This window comes from Halosimplex aquaticum (assembly GCF_028747785.1).
Classification (GTDB): domain Archaea; phylum Halobacteriota; class Halobacteria; order Halobacteriales; family Haloarculaceae; genus Halosimplex; species Halosimplex aquaticum.
In genome coordinates this window covers 2,799,404-2,819,980 of record NZ_CP118158.1, presented here as the reverse complement: position 1 = coordinate 2,819,980, position 20,577 = coordinate 2,799,404, and the positions used below count along the sequence as shown (strand labels likewise).

At 69.0% G+C, this 20,577-nt stretch carries 21 protein-coding genes and 1 tRNA gene; 14 read left to right on the top strand and 8 right to left on the bottom strand.

The window, feature by feature from the left end; genetic code table 11:
• Window positions 1–26: 26 nt before the first annotated feature.
• Window positions 27–1,781, bottom strand: coding sequence for a dihydroxy-acid dehydratase (ilvD, locus tag PSC72_RS14225; protein WP_274322079.1), 1,755 nt, complete (start codon window positions 1,779–1,781; stop codon window positions 27–29).
• Between the two features lie 161 nt (window positions 1,782–1,942).
• Window positions 1,943–2,095 carry a hypothetical protein gene (locus tag PSC72_RS14220; protein WP_274322078.1) on the bottom strand — a complete coding sequence of 51 codons (153 nt, stop codon included), beginning with the start codon at window positions 2,093–2,095 and terminating at the stop codon, window positions 1,943–1,945.
• A gap of 162 nt (window positions 2,096–2,257) precedes the next feature.
• Here PSC72_RS14220 and PSC72_RS14215 point away from each other — a divergent pair, with 162 nt between their 5' ends.
• Window positions 2,258–2,869 (top strand): DUF7139 domain-containing protein, encoded by a 612-nt coding sequence (locus PSC72_RS14215; protein ID WP_274322077.1) that lies wholly within the window; start codon window positions 2,258–2,260, stop codon window positions 2,867–2,869.
• Between the two features lie 144 nt (window positions 2,870–3,013).
• Entirely contained in the window at window positions 3,014–4,171 is a 1,158-nt protein-coding gene (priL, locus tag PSC72_RS14210) for a DNA primase regulatory subunit PriL (protein ID WP_274326182.1), read from the top strand.
• Between the two features lie 97 nt (window positions 4,172–4,268).
• Here the strand turns inward: priL and PSC72_RS14205 are convergent, their stop codons facing one another.
• Entirely contained in the window at window positions 4,269–4,517 is a 249-nt protein-coding gene (locus tag PSC72_RS14205) for a DUF7472 family protein (RefSeq protein ID WP_274322076.1), read from the bottom strand.
• Between the two features lie 233 nt (window positions 4,518–4,750).
• Here PSC72_RS14205 and PSC72_RS14200 point away from each other — a divergent pair, with 233 nt between their 5' ends.
• Window positions 4,751–5,425, top strand: a complete 675-nt coding sequence (locus PSC72_RS14200) for an SWIM zinc finger family protein (protein WP_274322075.1) — start codon at window positions 4,751–4,753, stop codon at window positions 5,423–5,425.
• A gap of 95 nt (window positions 5,426–5,520) precedes the next feature.
• Window positions 5,521–5,865: a hypothetical protein gene (locus PSC72_RS14195; RefSeq protein WP_274322074.1), complete on the top strand. Its 345-nt coding sequence runs from the start codon at window positions 5,521–5,523 to the stop codon at window positions 5,863–5,865.
• A 40-nt stretch (window positions 5,866–5,905) separates the two neighbouring features.
• Here PSC72_RS14195 and PSC72_RS14190 read toward each other — a convergent pair whose 3' ends face one another.
• A complete protein-coding gene (locus tag PSC72_RS14190) occupies window positions 5,906–6,088 on the bottom strand; it encodes a hypothetical protein (RefSeq protein ID WP_274322073.1) in 183 nt (60 codons plus the stop codon).
• Between the two features lie 118 nt (window positions 6,089–6,206).
• On the opposite strand from PSC72_RS14190, the gene PSC72_RS14185 reads away from it, so the two are divergent.
• Window positions 6,207–7,094, top strand: coding sequence for a polysaccharide deacetylase family protein (locus PSC72_RS14185; protein ID WP_274322072.1), 888 nt, complete (start codon window positions 6,207–6,209; stop codon window positions 7,092–7,094).
• 40 nt (window positions 7,095–7,134) lie between these two features.
• On the top strand, window positions 7,135–7,311 hold the full coding sequence (locus PSC72_RS14180) for a hypothetical protein (protein WP_274322071.1): 177 nt from the start codon (window positions 7,135–7,137) through the stop codon (window positions 7,309–7,311).
• A gap of 6 nt (window positions 7,312–7,317) precedes the next feature.
• On the opposite strand, the gene hjc is transcribed toward PSC72_RS14180, so the two are convergent.
• From hjc to PSC72_RS14165, 3 genes are all read right to left on the bottom strand, one after another.
• Window positions 7,318–7,839 carry a Holliday junction resolvase Hjc gene (gene hjc / locus PSC72_RS14175; protein ID WP_274322070.1) on the bottom strand — a complete coding sequence of 174 codons (522 nt, stop codon included), beginning with the start codon at window positions 7,837–7,839 and terminating at the stop codon, window positions 7,318–7,320.
• Between the two features lie 110 nt (window positions 7,840–7,949).
• Window positions 7,950–9,896 (bottom strand): cellulase family glycosylhydrolase, encoded by a 1,947-nt coding sequence (locus PSC72_RS14170; protein WP_274322069.1) that lies wholly within the window; start codon window positions 9,894–9,896, stop codon window positions 7,950–7,952.
• A 151-nt stretch (window positions 9,897–10,047) separates the two neighbouring features.
• Complete coding sequence (locus tag PSC72_RS14165; protein ID WP_274322068.1) at window positions 10,048–11,967, bottom strand: sensor histidine kinase; 1,920 nt, start codon at window positions 11,965–11,967, stop codon at window positions 10,048–10,050.
• 149 nt (window positions 11,968–12,116) lie between these two features.
• On the opposite strand from PSC72_RS14165, the gene PSC72_RS14160 reads away from it, so the two are divergent.
• The 7 genes from PSC72_RS14160 (at window position 12,117) to PSC72_RS14130 (ending at window position 18,937) form a co-directional block, all read left to right on the top strand.
• Entirely contained in the window at window positions 12,117–12,746 is a 630-nt protein-coding gene (locus PSC72_RS14160; RefSeq protein WP_274322067.1) for a TetR/AcrR family transcriptional regulator, read from the top strand.
• A gap of 105 nt (window positions 12,747–12,851) precedes the next feature.
• Window positions 12,852–13,478 (top strand): TetR/AcrR family transcriptional regulator, encoded by a 627-nt coding sequence (locus PSC72_RS14155; RefSeq protein WP_274322066.1) that lies wholly within the window; start codon window positions 12,852–12,854, stop codon window positions 13,476–13,478.
• Window positions 13,479–13,643: 165 nt separating this feature from the next.
• Window positions 13,644–15,584 carry an ABC transporter ATP-binding protein gene (locus PSC72_RS14150; RefSeq protein ID WP_274322065.1) on the top strand — a complete coding sequence of 647 codons (1,941 nt, stop codon included), beginning with the start codon at window positions 13,644–13,646 and terminating at the stop codon, window positions 15,582–15,584.
• Window positions 15,581–17,485: an ABC transporter ATP-binding protein gene (locus PSC72_RS14145; RefSeq protein ID WP_274322064.1), complete on the top strand. Its 1,905-nt coding sequence runs from the start codon at window positions 15,581–15,583 to the stop codon at window positions 17,483–17,485. The genes PSC72_RS14150 and PSC72_RS14145 overlap by 4 nt, the downstream gene beginning before the upstream one ends.
• Window positions 17,486–17,612: 127 nt before the next feature.
• Window positions 17,613–18,104: a GNAT family N-acetyltransferase gene (locus tag PSC72_RS14140; RefSeq protein WP_274322063.1), complete on the top strand. Its 492-nt coding sequence runs from the start codon at window positions 17,613–17,615 to the stop codon at window positions 18,102–18,104.
• Window positions 18,105–18,165: 61 nt separating this feature from the next.
• Window positions 18,166–18,750: a homing endonuclease associated repeat-containing protein gene (locus PSC72_RS14135; protein WP_274322062.1), complete on the top strand. Its 585-nt coding sequence runs from the start codon at window positions 18,166–18,168 to the stop codon at window positions 18,748–18,750.
• A 114-nt stretch (window positions 18,751–18,864) separates the two neighbouring features.
• Window positions 18,865–18,937, top strand: a tRNA-Gln gene (locus PSC72_RS14130).
• A gap of 43 nt (window positions 18,938–18,980) precedes the next feature.
• Here the strand turns inward: PSC72_RS14130 and PSC72_RS14125 are convergent.
• On the bottom strand, window positions 18,981–19,988 hold the full coding sequence (locus PSC72_RS14125) for an alcohol dehydrogenase catalytic domain-containing protein (RefSeq protein WP_274322061.1): 1,008 nt from the start codon (window positions 19,986–19,988) through the stop codon (window positions 18,981–18,983).
• A gap of 119 nt (window positions 19,989–20,107) precedes the next feature.
• Here PSC72_RS14125 and PSC72_RS14120 point away from each other — a divergent pair, with 119 nt between their 5' ends.
• Window positions 20,108–20,539 (top strand): universal stress protein, encoded by a 432-nt coding sequence (locus PSC72_RS14120; RefSeq protein ID WP_274322060.1) that lies wholly within the window; start codon window positions 20,108–20,110, stop codon window positions 20,537–20,539.
• Window positions 20,540–20,577: the final 38 nt, after the last annotated feature.

The following is a 20,577-nucleotide window of genomic DNA, read 5'->3' as shown; positions in this document are numbered from 1 at the left end:
AAACTGCTACCGAAGGCGATTCCCGCTCAGTCCCACTTCGCGCCGGGGTTGGTGACCGCTCCGTTGGATGCGGACCCGAAGTCACGGGTGTACTTCGCGAGGACGCCGTCCTCGTAGTTGGGTTCGGGGTCGTGGTCTTCGAGGCGCTCCTCGAGTTCCTCGTCGGAGAGGTCCACCGAGAGTTCGAGTTCGTCGATGTCGATGGTGACGGTGTCGCCGTCCTCCAGCGCCGCGATGGGGCCGCCGACGAACGCCTCGGGGGCGACGTGGCCGATGGAGAAGCCGCGGGTCGCGCCCGAGAAGCGGCCGTCGGTGAACAGCGCGACGTCCTCGGCGTGGCCGTGGCCGGCGACGGCGGAGGTGACGCCGAACATCTCCCGCATGCCGGGGCCGCCCCGCGGGCCCTCGTTGCGGATACAGAGGACGTCGCCCGACTCGACTTCGTTCTCCTGGACGTACTTCATCGCCTCGGCCTCCTCGTCGAAGACCCGGACGGGGCCCTCGTGGTAGAGGTGGTCCTCGCCGGTGATCTTGATGACCGCGCCGTCGGGCGCGAGGTTGCCGGTGAGGATGCGGATGGCGCCGCGCTCGTGGATCGGGTCGTCGACCGTGTTCAGGAAGTCGACGTCCAGGTCCTCGATGGCCGGCGGGTCGACGCGCTCGATGGCCTCGGCCATCGTCTCGCCGGTGACCAGTTCGGCGTCGCCGTGGAGCTTGCCCGCCTCCAGCAGTTCGCGGAGGACGACGGGGACGCCGCCGACCTCGTGGAGGTCGTTCATGACCCGCTCGCCGCCGGGCTGCAGGTCCGCGATCTTCGGCGTGCGTTCGCTGATGTCGTTGAACTCCTCGATCTCCAGGTCGACGTCGGCCTCGGCGGCCATCGCCAGCAGGTGCATGACGGCGTTCGTGGAGCCGCCGATGGCGACCTGCAGCGCGATGGCGTTCTCGAAGGACTTCTTCGAGAGGAAATCCGAGGGCTTGCGGCGCTCCTGGACGACCTCGACGGCGAGTTCGCCCGTCTCGCGGGCCACCTCGTAGCGCGCGTCGCTCTCGGCGGGCGGCGAGGCCGACCCGAGCGGCGCGAAGCCGATGGTCTCGGAGATGGAGGCCATCGTGTTGGCGGTGAACATCCCGCCGCAGGATCCCGCGCCGGGACAGGCCTTGTACTCCATCTCCTCGAGTTCGTCCTCCGTCATGTCGCCCGCGGCGACGGAGCCGACGCCCTCGAACATGTTCTGGATGGTGATCTCCCGGCCCTCGTGCTCGCCGGGCATGATGGACCCGCCGTAGAGGAACACGGAGGGCAGGTCCGTCCGGATGGCCGCCATCATCATGCCGGGCATGTTCTTGTCGCAACCGCCGATGGTGACGAGGCCGTCCATGCGCTCGCCGAAGGTGACGAGCTCGACGGAGTCGGCGATCATCTCACGGGAGATGAGCGAGGCCTTCATCCCCTCGTGGCCCATGGAGATGGCGTCGGAGATGGTGATGGTACCGAACTCGATGGGCATGCCCTCGCCCTCGTCGATGGCCCCGTAGGCCTGCTCGGCGAGGTCGTCGAGGTGGACGTTACAGGGGGTGATGTCGGCGGCGGGGTTGGCGACGCCGACCATCGGCGAGGTCAGGTCCTCGTCGTCGTACCCCATCGCCCGGAACATCGCCCGGTGGGGCGCCCTGTCCGTCCCTTCCGTGACTTCGCTGCTCGGCAGGTCGTCCGGTTTCCCGCCGGGGACTCCGTCGCGCTCCTCGTCGTCTCGAGGTTCGGGTTCCTGTCGACTCATACCCCTGAATCGTCGCTTGGCCCCTAAACCCTTTACTAACACGTGACGGCGGTTGCCATGCGATCACGAACCAGTTCGGCGAACCGGGCCAGCGCGACCCCGACCGCGCCCCGGGTCCGCTCGGAGTCCGCCCCGGACTACACTCCGAACGGCCGCCGGGGTTACTCCTCGGACGGCTCGCCCAGCGAGACGCCACAGCGCAGTTCCGCCAGTTCGACCGCGTCCGTTTCGAGAATCGCGTCCGGCTTGTCGTCCCCCTGGCTGGTCCCCTCCTCGTCGCTCGTGGCCTCCGTCGACTCGGAACCCGATTCCATGGGAATTATAACCACGATACTCGCACTTAAGCGTTGTTACCGTCCCCCTACCGCGGGGTTCGAGCCGGTCGACGGCGCGCGCTACGACGCTGTGCCGTCGCGCGCTCTCGTCTTGCGCGCGTCTGACGGGTAGTTTTGTAGGTCGCGTGTCAACGGAGATCCATGCCCAGTCTCTCGGAGGCCTACGACCGCGGGGAGTGGACCGGCAGGGACCCGCGGCGCGTGTCCGCCGGCGGGAGCCTGTTCGTCGTCGGCGCGCTCGCGGTCGTCGCCGCCATCCTGGTGTTGACCACCGGGCTGGCAGCCGTCTTCGACGCGACCACGACCACCGAGACGCGCCGCGTCGCCGGCGTCCTCGCGGGCCTGGGGATCCCCGCGATGTTCCTCGGCGTCGTCGCGGTCCTGCCCGCGAGCCGCCGCGAGCGCCTCGGCGTCCTCGTCGGCGCCGCGCTGAACGTCGGCGGCGTCGCCCTGTTCCACCACGCCTACCCGAGCCAGTGGGTCGAGGCCAGCGAGTCGCTCGCCTTCCCCACCGCGATGGTGTACTTCGTCGGTGGCTCGGTCGCGCTGTGGTTCGTCCTCTCGGCCGTCGCCTCGTTCAAGCTCCGCAACAACCCACAGGGAACCGTCAGGCTGGAGGTCACCCGCCAGGGCGAGACCGAGGAGATCCGCGTCTCCCGCAGCCAGTACCGCCGCTACAAGCGCGCCGTCCAGGGCGACGACGAGCACAGCGAGGCCGTCGCCGAGGAACTGCGCGCGCTCCACGAGGACTGACGGGCCGAGTCAGCTACCCGGATTTCACGCTGCAATCTCACGCTGCGATCGCTACTTCCTGTCGCCGACGACGGATCGGCGTCTCGCGTCCCCGGTGACCGTCGGGTTTATTCGGCGGTGGAAATAACGGACGGGTCGATGAGTATCCAGCCCATCCACGCGCGCTACCCGTTCCGGCAGGTCTCCCGTCAGGCGGTCGGGGAGGCCGGCGTCGACCTCGCGGCGGTCGTCGCCGAGGAACCGGAGGTCGTCGCGCGCGGCGTCGAGCGCGTGGTCTGGGCGCTGGAAGACGGGACCGTCGGCGAGGCACACGACGTCGACCGGATCGAGTTGCTCTCCTACCCGGTCGCGCGCGTCCTCGTCTCGCTCGTCGACGAGCACATCCTGACGCGCCGGTACGCCCAGGCGGAGGCGGCGACCGCCTACGAGCGGTTCACCGCCGACTTCGCCGACACCTCCGAGCTGAAATACGCCAACACCGACCGGCTCACGCTCCCGGACCTGCTCGCGGAGTTCGACCTCGCGGACGCGGTTCGGGCCGCCGGCGGGACCGTCGGCGACGGGTCGGCGGCCGTCGCTGACGGCCAGTCCCGCGAGTTCCTGGTCGGCGTCGGGACTTACCTCGATCTGGCCTCCGACCAGCGCGGCGACGAGTGGCGGCTGGTCAACCGCGCGCTCGCGGACGGCGAGGTGGTCGTCGACGGCGAGGAACTGCTCGTCCTCCTCCGCCAGGCCGTCCGCCACCGCATCGACGACGGGCTGCCGCTGTCGGTCCCCGAGGCCATCGAGTCCGAAGTCACCGAGGAAGTCGAGGACGTCCGGGAGCGGCTCTCGGAACTCGACCTCACGCGCGAGATCGACACCGTCGTCCCGGAGCTGTTCCCGCCCTGCATGAAGTCGCTGCTCGACCGCGTCCAGAAGGGCGAGCACCTCGAACACCACTCGCGGTTCGCCATCGCGTCGTTCCTGACGAGCATCGGGATGACGACCGACGAGATCGTCGACATCTTCCAGGTCAACCCCGGTTTCGGGGAGGAAGCGACGCGCTATCAGGTCGACCACATCCGCGGGGCGACGAGCCCGACCGACTACTCACCGCCCTCGTGTGCGACGATGCAGTCCTACGGCGACTGCGTCAACAAGGACGACATCTGCGAGGACGTCATCGACGAGTCCCACCCGCTGAACTACTACGAACACCGCCTCGACCAGGAAGACGAGGACGAACTGACCGACTGGCGCGACGAGCAGGGCGACGACGCGTCGGACGAGGCAGACGAGGCCGACGCCGAGGAAGCCTGAGCGGGAGGCGACGTGCGGAGAAACGCGAACGCACCGAGCGCAGCGAGCGCGAACGAGTCGAGAGTCGGGAGAACGGACGCGTCGCGAGAGCGAGCAGTCACTCCTCGTCGAAGTCGGCGCGGTACATGATCAGGCCGGCGATGGCCATCACGACGACGAACAGGCCGATGACGCCGACCATCGCGAGGCCCCCCTCGGGCTGGAGGATCGGCGAGGCCGACCCGTTGTTCGTCACGTTGCCCGGCGTGGTGTAGTTCGAACTGACGACGTACGCCGCACCGACGAACACGACGACCGAAACCGCCGACACGGCGAGTTCGGCGGCGAACTTCCGGTCGATTTCCATGACCAAGCGTTTCCTCGGCCCCGGCAAAAGCGCTTCGAAGCCCCCGCCTTCCCCCACCGGCGAGTCCGACTGCCGTCGGTCGACCGCGACGCGTGTCACAGACAGTTATTCACGGCCTCGACTGCGACCGGCAGAGACCTCCGTCCGACGCACGACCCCGACGGACTTAGGTTCGTTCGGAACCTACGTTTCGTGTGGACGCAGAAGCCGAAAACACCAGCGTCCAAACCCCTATGTCCGAAACAAACGCCCCTACCCCTGCCCAGAAGACCGCACTCGCACCGGACGTTCGGCGGCTCGACGAGCGGGCCGCGCGCGCCTGGACCGAGCGCATGGCCGTCCGCCCGCTGGGCGACGGCCGCTACGCCGTCGACAGCCAGAGCGGCGCGACCTACGTCGTCGACCTCACCGAGCGGAGTTGCACCTGCCCCGACAACCAGATCCGTCACAATCGCTGCAAGCACATCCGCCGCGTGGGCATCGAGATCACGACGCGGCGCGTGCCCGCACCCGGGAAGCGCGCCGCGTCCTGCGACGCCTGCGGCATCGAGACGTTCGTCCCCGAAGACGACGACGAGCCCCACCTCTGTGCGGCCTGCCGCCTGGAGAACGGCGACGTCGTCCGCGACCGCGAGGCCGACGACCGCCTCGTCGTCGTCCGCGTCACGCCCGAGCGCGCCGACGAGGTCCTCATCGAGGGCGTCGGCGAGACCGTCGCCGACTACCCCACCAACGCGGACTACCCCGCCGACGACCTCGTCGCCGAGGTCGTCTACCTGAGCGACCTCACGCGCTCGGCGTCGCCGCGGCGCTACTCGTTCCCGCTCTCGCGGCTGGAACGGGTCGACGACGCCGAGATCGTCGACCGGGACCTGCGCGAGCAGGTCCCGGCCGCAACACAGGAGTGACCTCCGCGGACCCGACGGTCGCCCGAAGTGACGACGGCTCCGACCAGCGACGCCAGCCGTCAGTGTTTTAGCAGTTGGCGAACGCGCGTTCGACCATGTCCGGAGTCCTCGGTCTCCCGACCTGGGTCGTCGCTCTCGCCGTCGTTTCGGCCGTCGTCGCGCTGGCGTACTTTCTCCTCCGCGGCCTCCGCGACGACCACGCGACCGGCCAGTATCACTTCACGTGGGGCGTCGGCGTCGTCGCCCTCTTCCTCATGGGATTCGCGCCCGGGCTGGTCGGACTGGGCCTGTACCTCGCCGTCGAGTGCGGCTACCCCGTCTACTGGCTACTCGGGCTGGTCGTCGCCGCGTTACTCGTCGTGACCGCGCTGAGTTACGGCGTCGACGTCTCGACCGCCGCGGCCGTCGCCCCGACCGCCCCTCCTCATATCCAGGGATGAACGAAGACGACGATTCGACTCGGTCGCCGTCACCGCCGGTTCACGCGGACGCCTCGCGCGCCTGCCTCGCGCACAGCGCGCCGAAGATCAGCACGACGACCGGAGCTATCAGACCCATGACGCCCATCTCCGGATACTGGAGATACAGCCACAGCACCAGCGCGGCGATCGCGGCCGATTCCAGTGCGCCGAGCGCGAAGAGGATTCGTTCGACAGTGGCCATGCCGTCTCGTATTCGACGGGTTAGCGTTTCGTCATAAACATTTTCGGACGGGAGCGACCGGCGATACGGCCGGTGGCGCCTGCCGAACACTTATCAGCGGGCCGCGGAATCGACGCACATGAGCGACGGCAGGCTCGCGCTGACGTTCGACGACGGCTACGCGACGGACTACGAGGACATCTACCCGGTACTCGACGACCGCGACGCGCCGGCCTCGCTGGCCGTCGTCGCCGACTGGCTCGGCGAAGAGGGGCACCTCTCCGTCGAACAGCTCCGCGAACTCGCGGACGACGGTTGGGAGGTCGTGGCCCACGGGCGGAAACACCGGTATCTGCAGGCCCACGGCCTCGCCGCGGACGCCAGCGCCGGCGACGAGCGCCTCCTCCTCGACAGCGACCACGCCTTCCCCGAGGCGGACCACGGGCTCTACCCCGAGGACACCTTCGAGGTGACCGACGGCGAGCGGACGGAGACGGTGACGCTCGCCGAAAAGGGGGTAGCTGCGGGCGACGCCGGCGACCCGTTCGTCCGGTTCGAGGCCCCGCTCGGGTCGAGTTTCGACGCGGAGGAGGCCGTCTTCCGGCCGACGCGCGAGCAGATTCGAGACGAAATCGAGGGGTCGAAGCGTGACCTCCAGGAGCTGGGCTTCGAGCCGACGACGTTCGCGCTCCCCTACGACGCGGCCGACGCGCGGGTCTGGGGCGTCGTCGCCGAGCACTTCGAGGCGCTGGCCGACGCAGCGGTGCGCTCGCTGCCGAACCCGCCGGGCGCCTCGCCGCTGGACCTGCAGCGGTACTACCTGGAGACCGACGCGATGCGGCTGGCCGAGATCGAGACCTACCTCGACGGCGTGGCCGAGCGAGGCGGGCTGGGCATCCTCGCGGGCCACACCGCCTGGGATACCGTCCCGCCCGAGCGCGTCGCCGCCGTCGTCGACGCCGCTCACGAGCGCGGGATCGAGGTGACGACCGTCCGCGAGGCGGTCGAGTCGGACGCCGATTCGTAGCCATCGCCGGCCCTATATGTAGTACGGTATACACGTCTGTATGGACTGGTCGGAGTTCCCGGTCGTCGAGGCGGAGACAGTGGTCGTTGCGCTCGTCGGGGTGTTCTTCCTCGGCGGCAGCGTCGGCTTCGGACTGGCCAACGCGCTCCAGTTCGTCGGCTGGGTGGGCGGGCTCGTGTACCTCGTCGAACGCGGGCGAGCCGCCCTCTCGCACTGAGCGGCGTCAGAGCATCTCCGCGGCTTCCTCCTTCGTCAGGTCGCCGCGTTCGAACGCCGAGAGCACGTCCAGCGTGCCCTGGTCGGGTCCGTCGTCGGCGACTTCTTCGAGGGTGACCTTCTCGGAGTGGCCGACGAGTTCGTCGAAGTCGGTGCCGTGGGCGAGCGCCGTCTCCTTCTTGATCCGGTAGTTGCCGCCGTCGGTGACGTGGACGGCCTCGTCGCCGGGGTGGAAGAAGTACCAGTCCTCGCGGTCGTAGCGGACGCCGATGCGGGGTTTGGCGCCGAAGTTCCGGGAGAAGAAGAGCAGCGCCTCGACCTCGGCGCCGTCGAGGTAGATCGGGTCGCCCGACGAGGACTTGGCCTCGATGGCGTAGAAATCCTCGCCGTCGCCGGCCAGCACGTCGGGGAGTTCGCGTTCGGTGGCGCTCCCGCTGGCGGGGGCGCGCATCACCGCGAAGCCGGCCGCGTCGAGTTCGTTGACGAGCTCGCGCTCGCGGCGGTCGCCTTTCGCGTTCGAGTTCGCCATCTGCCGAGTAGTTGCCGGTCGACGGCTAAAGGGTATCGGGACCGGAGCGAAAGTGATCGCCCGACCGCGCCGCGGCAGTGGAAGCCGAGACCGGGCGCCGTCGCCGCCGTTCACTCGCCGAGTTCGACCGTGGCGAGTTTCGCGGGGACTTCCCACACCCGGTCGGACTCGTCGTGCCAGACGTGCTTCGCGTCGCGGTCGTCGTCGTCGTCCAGGTCGTCGGCGACGTGGACGTCCATCCCGAAGCGCAGGCCCGTCAGCGGCGTCACGTCGTAGGATTCCCAGGGAACCGAGAGCTCGACGCGCCACCCCTCGTCCGTGTCGTCCGTCCTGACGAACACCGGGTCGGAGGTCGCGGAGTTGGGGCCCTGCCACGCCTGTTTGATCCCGGGGATCATCACCAGTTGCAGGTCGTCCTCCCCGTCGTAGGAGTCGCCGCGGCTGTTGTCGAGGTCGAGGAACACCTCGACGGCGTCGGCTTTCTGAAGGGTCCCGTCGGCCACGGAGACGAACACGTACAGGGCCTCCTCGTCCCACAGCGCCCGCCACTCGGCAGAGATATCCGACGCCTGGTCGCCCCAGGCGAGGACATCGATCCCCTTCGGTTCCGCTCGCTGCCAGACGTCGTCCAGCGTGCCGTCGACCGTCGGCCGCGTCGGGGTCCGCGGGATCGTCGCCTTCGACTCGGCGGCCTCGGTCGTCGTGAACTCGACGCTGGCCGCGTCGGACTCCAGCCCGAACTCGTCGACCGCAGTGACGGTCGCGGTGTACGATTCCCCGGGCTCCAGCCCGGTCAGCTCGAACGATCGGACGGACCCCCGGAGGATCGTCCGCTCGCCGTCGCCGACGCCGACGCGGTACTGGAGGACGTCGTCGCCGTCCGGGTCGAGCGCGCCATCCCAGGCGATCCGCGTCGTCGTCTCGCCGACGGCTTCGACGCGCAGGTCCGCAGGCGGGTCCGGCGGCCGTCCCTGCGCGAGCGGCGTCGCCGTCGGCGCGCCGGCGCCGTTCGGCGGCCAGTAGCTGTCTCGCTCGTCGGCCAGCCACTGCTTGGTGAGCACGCCCATGTGCGCGTTCCCGCCCAGCAGGTTCCACTCCTCGTCGAACATGCTGGGGACCCACTGCGAGTCGAACGCCCGCGCGCACCAGCTGACGTTCTCGTGGGCCTCCAGCCACCGGCGGAACGGGCGGCCCCACGACTCCGTCGTGCCGACCACGTGCGAGTCCGGGATGCTCTCGTCGTCGACGTACCCCCACTCGGTGACGAACACGGGGACGTCGAGCGCCGGATCGCCGAACGTCGGCTCCCACGTCTCGGGCTCCCACGAGGGGTAGACGTGTGCCGAGTAGAGCACGTTGTCGTCGTCGACGGGCTCGGCGGCCGCGTGGCGAGTCATCGACGACCACCGCGGCGAGCCCACGACCACGGGCGTCTCCGGCGACTCCTCGCGGATCAGGGCCAGCCACGGCTCGGCCGCGTCCTTCCACGTTCGCCAGCTCTCGATCCCGTCGCTCGCGGGCTCGGTCGGCTCGCTGAACAGCTCGTAGAGGACGTGCGAATCGTCGGCGTACCGCGGCGCGACTTCGCTCCAGAACGCCCTGATCCGCTCGTCGATCCCCTCGGTGTCGTAGCGCTCGACGGCGTGGTAGTCGATCAGCGCGTAGACGCCCCGCTCCGCCGCGATCGACACTGCGCGGTCGAGGTAGTCGCGCGCGACCGCCTCGACGCCGGCGTCCTCGATCGACTGGGGTTCGACCGGAATCCGGAGCACGCGGGTGTACCAGTCGGCGTTCCGGTTGGTCGCGAACCGCAGCGTCTGCCAGTAGCTCTTCCCGCGCGCGTCGGCCCGCTCGGTTCCCCACACCGGATCCGGCACGTTGACACCCCGGAGCACCACCCGGTGGCCGGACGGGTCCCGCAGCCACCGCCCCCCGACGTGTAGCCGCGGCGGCCCTTCGACCTCCGCGTCCCCGCCGAACCCCGCGAACGCCCCGCAGCCCGCGACCCCAGCGGCGGACCCCACCCCCAGCCCCGCCAGAAGCTGTCGTCGTCGCATATCCCGTAGTTACCAGTTGCTCCGTAAAACCCTAGCGCCGTCGTTATCAATGCGTGTTTTTCTGGCTTCTTTTCAGGGATAAATCGGTCCCAGATCGCCTTTCTGAGAGTGTCGTAATTACCACATCCGATAACGAGCGGCCATCGACCCGTCAGTCCTCGAAGACGCCGGAGACGACGAACTTCGCGCCGGCGTCGTACTCCTCGTCGACGGCGATCGACCAGCCGTGAGCGGTCACGATGGTCTCGACGATAGCCAGCCCGAACCCGGTGCCGTCCGGGTCGGTCGTGTGCCCGTACTCGAAGACGTCCTCGACGGCGTCGGACGGAATCCCCGAGCCGTCGTCGGCCACGTAGAAGCCCGTCTCGGTCAGCCCGACCTCCACCGATAGCGGCCCCTCGCCGCCGTGGGCGACCGCCCCGTCCTCGCGGTCGGGCAGGCCGTGGTCGACGGCGTTGCGCAGGAGGTTCTCGAAGGCCTGGCGCAGGCGGTCGGGGTCGGCCTCGATCGTCCGGGTCCCGGCCACGGCGAAGGCCGCTTCGCCGCTGTCGACCGTCTCCCAGGCGTCGCGGGCGATAGTCCCGAGATCGACCGGCTGGGTCTCCTCGATGTCCCGGCCCTCCCGGGCCAGCGCCAGCACGTCCCCGATGATCGCTTCCATCCGGTCGTGGGCGTCGGCCGTCTTCTCGACGTGCGATTCCAGCGACTCGGCGACCTCCTCACCCAGGTCGTCGGCCTTCCGCTCGATCAGCCGGAGGTGGCCGCTGGCGACGTTCAGCGGGTTGCGCAGGTCGTGGCTGACCGTGCTGGCGAACTGGTCGAGCCGTTCGTTCTGCCGCTGGAGTTCCCGCCGGGACTGTTCGGCTTCCTCGCGGGCGGCTTCGGCCTCGCGGATCTGCCGGCGGAGCGCCCGGCGCATGCTGTCGAACGCGACGAACAGCCGTCCGATCTCGTCCTCCCGGCTCGTTCGCAGGTCCACGTCCAGGTCCCCCTCCTCCATGGCTTCGGCCCGGCGGCGCAGCCGGGTCAGCGGGAGGACCGTCCCGCGACCGAGCACGAACCCGACGACGGCGAGCGTCGTGATCGACGCCACCACGAGGACGACGACGTTCCGGCCGACCGTCACGCTGGCCTGGTAGAGCTGCGATTTCGGCGCCTCGGTGACCGCGACCCAGTCGGCGCCCCTGACCGGCGCGAACGCGAGCACGTCCGTCTCGCGCTCCAGGGTCGTCGTCTCGCCGGCGAGCGCCGCCTCGAAGGCGTCGGTGTCGGCCAGCGGACTCGGGCGGGTCTGCCTCGAAGCGAACACGTCCCGTCCCCGGGGGTTCAGCAGTCGCGTCCGCACGATGCTGCGCGTCCGGTGGAGCTGTTCGAAGTCCTGGCGCACGTCCCCGACCGCCACGAGCACGCCGTCGCCGACGCGGACGCGACCGGCGAACGCCATCAGCAGCCGGCCGTTGTTCTCGTAGGCCCGGTCGGAGGTCCCGACGCGCCACTCGCCTTCGGGCGCCGCCGTCGCCGCTTCGATCGGGCCGCGCCACCGCGGTCGCTGCGCGCCGACCGACTGCCCTTCGAGGTCGGGCGACGTGCTCGCGACGATCGTCCCGTTCGGACCGACGTAGTGGAGGCCGACCACGTCGGTGCTCGCCCGCGAGAGCGAGTCCGAGAGCGCCTCGCCGATCCGGGCGCTGTCCGACGACGCGTACACGTCAGAGCCGGCGAACCCGCTGACCTGTGCCCGCATGCTCGCCATCCACTCGCTGACGGAGTCGGCCTGGAGCGTCGCGGTCGACTGGAGCGTGTTCTCGGCGTCGTCCTCGATGATCCCCCGGATCTGGACGTGACTCCCCACGCCGACGACCGTGATGAGCAGAATGACGACCAGCATGGCGACCGCGAACTTCAGCGCGTAGTTGCGGCGGATCGGCCCCGGGACCAGTCGCCGGCCGAGTCGGCCGAGCGGGCCCGCGGGCTCGGTCCGCACGCTCGCGGCGTCCGACTCCTCCGCGCGTCCCGTCACCGGGCTTGCGTCGACCGACCCGTCGTCGTCGGATTCGTTCGGCCCCTCCATCTTCGACGTCCATGTACATCTCTGGAGCCCCTCCTTGACTGTTGTCCCCCAGTATCAGCGCGCGAGAAACGCCGCTGGGAGCGAGGGTCCCGGCGGCAACCCGCCCGGCGATCCGTCCGCTTAAGTCCTGACTGAACGTTCGAACAGGTATGACCGGGGAGGACTCCACGCGCGAGGCGATCATGGATGCGACCTTTCGGGCGCTCGCGACCCACGGCTACGCCGACCTGACGATCCAGGCCATCGCCGACGAGTTCGACAAGAGCAAGTCGCTCATCCACTACCACTTCGACTCGAAGGCCGACCTCATGGTCGCGTTCATGGCCCACCTCCTCGAAGGGTTCATCGACGAGGTCGAGGCCGGCGCGGACGCCGACCCGCGGGACCGACTCCGCCGGATGACCGAGATCGTCGTGTGCGGACTGGGCGGCGACGAGGAGACCCGCGATTTCCACACCGCCCTGCTCGGGATGCGCGCGCAGTCGCCCTTCGACGCCGACCTGCAGGACCAGCTGGTCGAGAACGACCGGCTCATCCGCGGCGTGATCGCCGACGTCGTCCGCGAGGGGATCGACGCCGGGCAGTTCCGCGAGGTCGACCCCGAGCGCTACGCCGCCCTCTTCCGCTCCGCCATCGAGGGCGCCCAGTCCCACGACGTGATCCTCGGCGACGACGCGCCCACCGAGGAGGCCGTCGCCGGCATCGAGTCGTACCTGATCGACGACCTGCTCGTCGCGGACGGTGCCGACGAATCCGCCGGTGGCGAGACGGAATCGTAACCGCGCGACGGTCGGGAGATCCGCGGGAACGTACCGACCGACGAGTTCCGGAACCTCGCGCCGCATCCATCAGTTATTTGTTTGATTAAGTGCTCAATCAACAGCATGAGTGATAGTTCGGGCGACGCCGCGGAGGGCGACGGGGAGCCGTCCACGGCGGACGAGATCCGGTGGGCCGCCTTCGACGTGCTGGTCGAGCGCGGCTTCGACGACTTCACGACGCACGCGGTCGCGGACGCGGCGGGCGTGAGCCAGTCGCTGGTCCACCACTACTACGACACCAAGGAGGACCTGGTCTTTTCGATGTTCACGAACGGGCTGGACCACCTCACCGAGGAGGTCCGCGAGCGGGCCGACAGCGACGACCCCCGGGAGCGGTTGCTGGAACTCGCCCGGTTCATGCTCAGAGAGCCCGAGGGCGACGACGTCGTCGAGTTCTCGCGGATGCTTCTCGAGATCGAGGCCCAGGCGCCCTACGACGACCGCCTGCGCGAGGCCGTCGAGTACGACTCCGAGTTCCTGGAGGAGTTCGTCGCCGACGCCGTCGCGGAGGGCATCGAGTCCGGGCAGTTCCGCGACGTCGAGCCCGAGCCGTTCGCGGTCACCTTCGTGGCCGCCATCCGCTCGGGCCAGAACCGCCGCGCCATCTTCGCCGACGACGCGAGCGTCGAACCCGTCCGCGACGGACTGGAGGCGATGATCGACGATTACCTCACGGAGGGCGACCCGTGAACGGTCGGTCGGCGTTGGCGTCCCCGAACGACCGCAGCGACGGACGACCGCGCCGCGGTGGTGCGCTAACACCACTCACACCACCGGTAGCGATATCCGGGCCCCGGCGACAGATCGCTGTACGCGGCGGAATCGGCCTCCGAGATCCCGCGGCGGTGATCGAACGTGAGTGAGTCCTCCGAGTCGTCGAAGTTCGAAGTGCCGGACAGCGTCGGCAATCCGCTCTGGCACCTGGTCCGCCGATACGCCCGTCCCTACGTCCCGCGGTACGTCGTCGCGATCGTCGGGACGGCGCTGGCGCAGGTGCCCCAGCGGGTGCCGGCGCTCGTCGTCGGCGTCGCGCTTGACGCCATCCTCCTGTCGAGCACGCCCTACGCGCTCCCCGGCGTCCCAGCCGGGTGGATCCCGAAGACGACCGAGGGACAGGTCGCGTTCACCGTCGGCCTGCTCGCGGGGGCGTACCTACTCGACGGCGGGCTGAGCTGGTTCGCCGGCAGGATCGCCGGGACGGCGCGCCTGCGGACGCTCCACGACATCCGCGTCGACACGTTCGACGCGCTGGTCGGGCGCGACCTCGGATTCTTCGACCGGCGCCAGACGGGCGACGTGATGAGCGTCCTCAACAACGACGTGAGCAACCTGAACGGCTTCGCCGACAACGCCGTCCAGGGGCTGCGCTTCGTGACGCAGATCGCCGTCGCCTTCGCGTTCATGGCGACGCTGCACCTCCGGCTGGCGGCGCTGCTCCTCGTGGTGCCCGTCGGCCTCGCCCTGCTCGGCCACTGGTACACGACGCGCGTCGAGACGATCTACGAACACGTCCGCGAGAGCGTCGGCGCCGTCAACTCGCGCCTGGAGGACAGCATCGACGGCATCGCGACGGTCAAGAGCTTCGCCCGTGAGGACCGCGAGCGCGACGCCGTGGCGAGCGCGTCCCGCGAGTACCGCGACCGCAACTGGTCGGTCATCCGCCTGCGCCTCGCGTTCAACTTCAGCAGCTGGTCCGTGTCCTCGTTCTCCTTCATCGGCCTGTTCGCCGTCGGCGCGTACGTCAATCTCAACGGCGCGCCCCCGGTCCTCGGCCACTCGCTGACCGCCGGGACGCTCCTGACCTTCCTGCTGTACAGCAAGTCCTTCTACGGCCCGATCCGCCAGCTCATGCTCGACGTGCTCGACAGCTACGAGAACGCGCTGGCCTCCAGCAAGCGGATCGTCGCCGTCCTCGAAACCGACCGCGACGCCACCGAGACCGGCGACGACCTCGACGTCCGCGAGGGCCGCATCGAGTACGACGGCGTGGACTTCAGCTACCGCGGGAGCGACGAGCAGATCCTCTCCGACGTGAGCTTCACCGCCGAGCCCGGCTCGCTCGTCGGCATCGTCGGCCCGACCGGTGCGGGGAAGTCGACGATCACGAAGCTGCTGTTCCGGTTCTACGAGCCCGACGACGGGTCGGTCCGGGTGGACGGCACCGACCTGTCCACGGTCTCCCCGCGCAGCCTGCGCGAGCACCTCGGCTACGTCTCCCAGGACCCGTTCCTGTTCTACGGGACGATCCGCGAGAACATCGGCTACGGCGCGGATGACCCCGACGAGGACGAGATCGTCGAGGCGGCGAAGCTGGCCGGCGCCCACGAGTTCGTCACCGGCCTCGACGACGGCTACGACACGCAGGTCGGCGAGCGCGGCGAGAGCCTCTCGGGCGGCCAGCGCCAGCGCATCGCCATCGCCCGCGCGCTGCTGCGCGAGCCCGAGATCCTCGTCCTCGACGAGGCGACCAGCCACGTCGACAACGAGACCGAGCGGCAGATCCAGCAGAGCATCGACGCCCTGGCCGGCGAGCGGACGACGCTGGCGATCGCCCACCGCCTCTCGACGGTCAGGAACGCCGACACCATCGTCGTCGTCGACGACGGCCGGATCGTCGAGCAGGGTACCCACGAGGAACTGCTCGCCCGCGACGGCCTGTACGCCGACCTCTGGAATGTGCAGGTCGGCGACCTCGACGCCGTCTCGGAGGCGTTCCTGGAGCGGGCGCGGGGCCGCGAGCGGAGCGGTGAGAACGACGCGGCCGAACCGGTCGCCGACGGGGAGGTGCCCCGATGAGCGATAGCGAAGGCGAGGGCGAGCGAAGCGAGCCCTCGGAAGACGCGAGCGATGAAATCGAGGGCCGCGAGCGCGGACGGATCGCCGCGGCGGCCGAGGACGAGCGCTGGCCGCTGCTCTCCCTGCTCCGCGACGGCGGGCGCGGCGACCTGCGCTGGGTGGGACTCGGGGGTATCTCCTCGGTCGGCGCCCAGTTCATCTCGAACCTCGACATGTTCATCATCGGGCTGGCCTTCGACGCGATGTTCAACGACCGGGCCTACGCCCTGCCACTGGTCCCGACGGGCTGGATCCCGAGCGAGCCGACGCCGCAGCTCGGGTTCACCGTCGCGCTCCTGTTCGGGTTGAAACTCGTCGACATGAGCCTGGGCATCCTCGCCGAGTACTCGTTTTTCCTCTTCGCCCAGCGGACGCTCCACCGCGTCCGCGTGGACGCGTTCGACACCGTCCAGCGCCTGGACATGGGATTTTTCGACACCCAGCAGACCGGCGAGGTGATGAGCGTCCTCAACAACGACGTCAACTCACTGGAGCGGTTCCTCGAGGTCGCGCCGAACCTCGGGGTCGTCTCCGTCTCCATGATCGCGAGTTCGCTCGTCTACATGGCCCTGCTCAACTGGCACCTGGCGCTCATCTCGCTGGCGGTCGCGCCGGTCCTGATCGCCGTCAACCACTGGTACGGGGCGCGCCACGAGGCCAGGAACGACGACGTTCGCGAGGAGACGGGCGTCCTCAACGCGCTGCTGGAGACGAACGTCAGCGGCATCCAGACGGTCAAGGCGTTCGGCGGCGAGGGCCACGAGACCGACCGCGTCGAGCGCCAGTCGGCCGCTCACCGGACGGCGAGCTGGCGCGCCAACCTCGTCGGCGTCCGCCACCAGCCCTCGCTGCGCATGCTGGCCGGCGCCGCCTTCGTCGCGACCCTGTTCGTCGGCACGGAGTGGGCCATCAACGGCCGCTTCTGGTTCCTCCCGGGCACGATCACCGCCGGCGAACTCGTCCCGTTCATGTACTACACCCAGAGCCTCGTGCTCCCGGTCCGCTTCGCCGCCTGGGTGACCGGCCTCTACAAGGGCGCCAACTCCTCCGCCAAGCGCATCCTCGGCGTCCAGCGCATCGAACCGCCGCGCGACGACGGCCGGACCGAACTACAGACCCCCGAGGGCCGCGTCGAGTACGACGACGTGTCCTTCAGCTATCCGGGGACCGACGAGCGCGTCCTCCGCGACGTCGCTCTGGACGTCGAACCCGGCGAGACCGTCGGACTCGTCGGCGAGACCGGCGCCGGCAAGTCCACCCTGCTGAAACTCCTGCAGGCGTACTATGACCCCGACGAGGGCACCGTCCGCGTCGACGGTCACGACGTCCGCGACCTCTCTCGGGCCTCGCTCCGCCGGTCGATCGGCTACGTCGCACAGGACCCGTTCCTCTTCACCGGGACCATCCGCGAGAACATCGCCTACGCCGTCGACAGCGCCACGGACGCCGATATCGAGGCCGCCGCGCGGGCCGCCGGTGCCCACGAGTTCATCAGCGACCTGGAGGCGGGCTACGACGCCGAAGTCGGCGAGCGGGGCGTCATGCTCTCGGGCGGGCAGCGCCAGCGGATCGCCATCGCCCGCGTCCTACTGGCGGACCCGCCGATGCTGGTGTTCGACGAGGCGACCAGCCACGTCGACAACCGCACGGAGGTCCTCATCCAGCGCTCGCTGGAGGAGGTGACCGCCGAGCGGACCACCTTCGTCGTCGCCCACCGGCTCTCCACGGTGCGAAACGCCGACCGAATCGTCGTCATGGACGACGGGCAGATCGTCGAGCAAGGCACTCACGACGACCTCCTCGCCCGCGACGGGAAGTACGCCGACCTCTGGAAGGTGCAGGTCGGCGCCGTCGACTCGTGAGCGAGTCGGCGGTCCGCGGAGCCGCGCCGAGCGATCGCAAGATTGCCGAGGTGCGACGGGCTCTGCGGATGCGGCAGTCGTTGCCGCTCGCCGAGACGGTATCGCCGAGACGCCTCATCGATCCGCCGTGTCCGACCTCACCGTCCGCCGGTACGAAGCCGACGACGAGGACGCGGTCTGGGACCTCCACGAGCGGGCGCTCCGGGACGTCGGTGCCTACGACGAGGAGTACGCCCACCTGGACGCAGACCTCCGGCGCGTCGAGTCGGCGTACCTCGACGCCGGCGGTACCTTCCTCGTCGGTGAACTCGACGGCGCGCTCGTCGCGATGGGCGCGGTCCAGTCCGCGACCGCCATCGACCACCACGAGAGCGACCCCGCGGCAGCCGTCGTCCGACGGATGCGCGTCGACCCCGACCACCAGCGACAGGGGTACGGCAGTGAAATTCTGCGGGAACTGGAGGCCCGCGCGGTCGAACTGGGGTTCGAACGGCTGGTACTCGACACGACACCGCGCCAGCAGGCCGCGATCGGGCTGTACGAGTCGTTCGGCTATCGGGAAGTGCGCCGGGAAGAGACGCCGACCGGGGAGCGGATCGTTTACGAGAAGAGACTGTAGACTCAGTTTCACTTTCACTCCGTGGCTACTCATTAATAAATCGAAACTAGTCTGCGAGAACATGGAGAGAACGGAACAGGAATGCATCGAATCGCTCCATAGAGCGGCGGAACTTCTGGACGAGGCGCCCACGAAGAAGCAGTACGTCGAACTGGAGTTGACGCCAGCGGCATCGACGATCATGCGGATCATGGGAGGATGGAACGAAGCGAAAGAGAAAGCGGGACTGGAGACGTACGCACAGGGGGAAAACGGTGGGTTTCCCGTTCAGCCGAAACCCGACGACGTCGAACTACCCGAGGACAAAGTGTGGCAAGAGCTGTCCGGATACCAGCGCTGGTACTACAAGAACCGAGAGAAGGAGATCCAGAAGAAAGAAGATCGGAGGGAGATGCTGCGCGCCTGGCTCCACGAATTGAAGCGTGACCACTACGAGTGTGAGCGGTGCGGGGCCGGTCATCCCGCATATCTCGACTTCCACCACACTAACTCCGCAGAGAAGGATCTTGGCGTCGGAGAGATGGTCAGTTACGGCTACGCGAGAGAGAGCATCCGCGACGAGATAGAGAACTGCGAAGTGCTCTGTGCCAACTGTCATCGCAGAGAACACTACGACGTCCCGTCTCCGATCGACGAGGAAGCCTAATTCAGCAGGGACGTTACCGTTTCACAGGACCTCTCTGCTCCGCAACACTCAAGTATTACTCCGTCCAACCTACGGGTGTAGCGTTGCCCAAAACACGGTAGGGCGACATGTCAGAGTCCCGTGGGGTAGTGGCCAATCCTGTCAGCTTCTGGGGCTGACGACGGAAGTTCGAATCTTCCCGGGACTATCTTCTCAATTCCGTCACACGTTCGCGAATCACAGTTACTCGGCTACGGTTCCACGACGAGCTTCCCGACGCTCTCGCCATCCTGCATCGCCGCGAACGCCGCGCCGGTCTCCTCCAACGGGTAGGTCTCGTCGATCACCGGCGAGAAGGCGCCGTCGGCGACGAACTCGACCAGTCGTTCCAGGTCGGGCTGGGTGCCCATCGTCGATCCAATGATCTGTTTGTGCCCGAGGAAGAGGTCGGCGACGTCGAAGGTCGAGGTGTTCCCCGCCGTCCGTCCGCAGACGACCATCCGGCCGCCGCGCCGGAGCACGGACTGGCCCAGCTCGGAGAACTCGCCGCCGAGGTGGTTGATCACGGCGTCGACGGGCTCGTCGACGGACTCGCTGATCTCGTCGATATCGGCGGATTCGATCCCGTGGTCCAGCCCGACCTCGCGAACGCGGTCGAGCTTCGCCGCCGAGCGCGAGGTGCCGACCGATTCGAGGCCGAGGACATCACAGAGTTGGACCGTGGCGACGCCGACGCCGCCGGTGGCGCCGGGGACGAAGACGGTGTCGCCGGCGTCTACCTCGGCGCGCTCGAGCATCCGATAGGCGGTCATGTACGCCGTCGGGAGCGCGGCGGCGGTGGTCGCGTCCACGCCGTCGGGCAGCGGGACGAGCCGGTCGGCCGTCACGCGGGCCTGCTCCGCGAGGCCGCCGTGGTACAGCGAGAAGTTCTCGCAGCGGTTTTCGGGGCCCTCGCGGCAGAATCGGCAGACCCCGCAGGTCTCGTTCGGACAGAGGACCACCCGGTCGCCGGCGTCGAGGCGGGCGACGTCCGGCCCGACCTCGCGGACGGTCCCGGCCACGTCGAGGCCGGTGACGAAGGGCAGGTCGTCGGCGTCGACCATCGCGGAGTCGCCCTCCAGGATCCAGAGGTCGTGGCGGTTGATCGCGCACGCGTCGACGTCGACCACCGCCTCGCCCGGTTCGGGCGCCGGGTCGGGTCGGTCGATCACGTCCACGCCGTCCGGTCCGACGAGTTCGGTGAAGGCTGCGGCACGCATTATCGGGAGGTGCGTGAGCGAGCGCAAAGAGTGCGGCGTCGGCGGCGATATCGTGCCGTTCTTGCCTCGGGCCCCCGGCTCGCCGTGGATACTTGGGACTCGACGCGCAACCATCACGTATGCCGCCTTCGCACGTGCTCGTCCCGCTGGACGGGTCGCCGCTCGCCGACGACGCGCTCGCGCACGCACTGGAGACCTTCGACTGCGGCGTCACCGTGCTCAACGTCGTCACCCCGATCGACGCCTCGATGAGCGAAGGGGGCGTTCTCGAACCCGGCGACGAGCGCGAGTCCGAGGCCCGCGAGCGTGCGGAACGACTGGTCAAGCAAGCGCGCGATCGAACGGCCGAGGGCGATCGGCGCGTCGAGGCGGTGGTCGAGACCGGCGACCCCGCGGAGACGATCCTGAAGGCCGTCGGCGAGCGCGGCGTCGACCACGTCGTGATGGGCGGTCACGGCGGCGATCGGTCGGACCTCGGTCGGCGGCTCCTCGGGACCGTCGCGACGACGGTCGTCGGCGAGGCCCCCGTGACCGTGACCGTGGTCCGGTGAGATCTCGACCGTGACCGCCGTCTATCGACGGTTCTGAC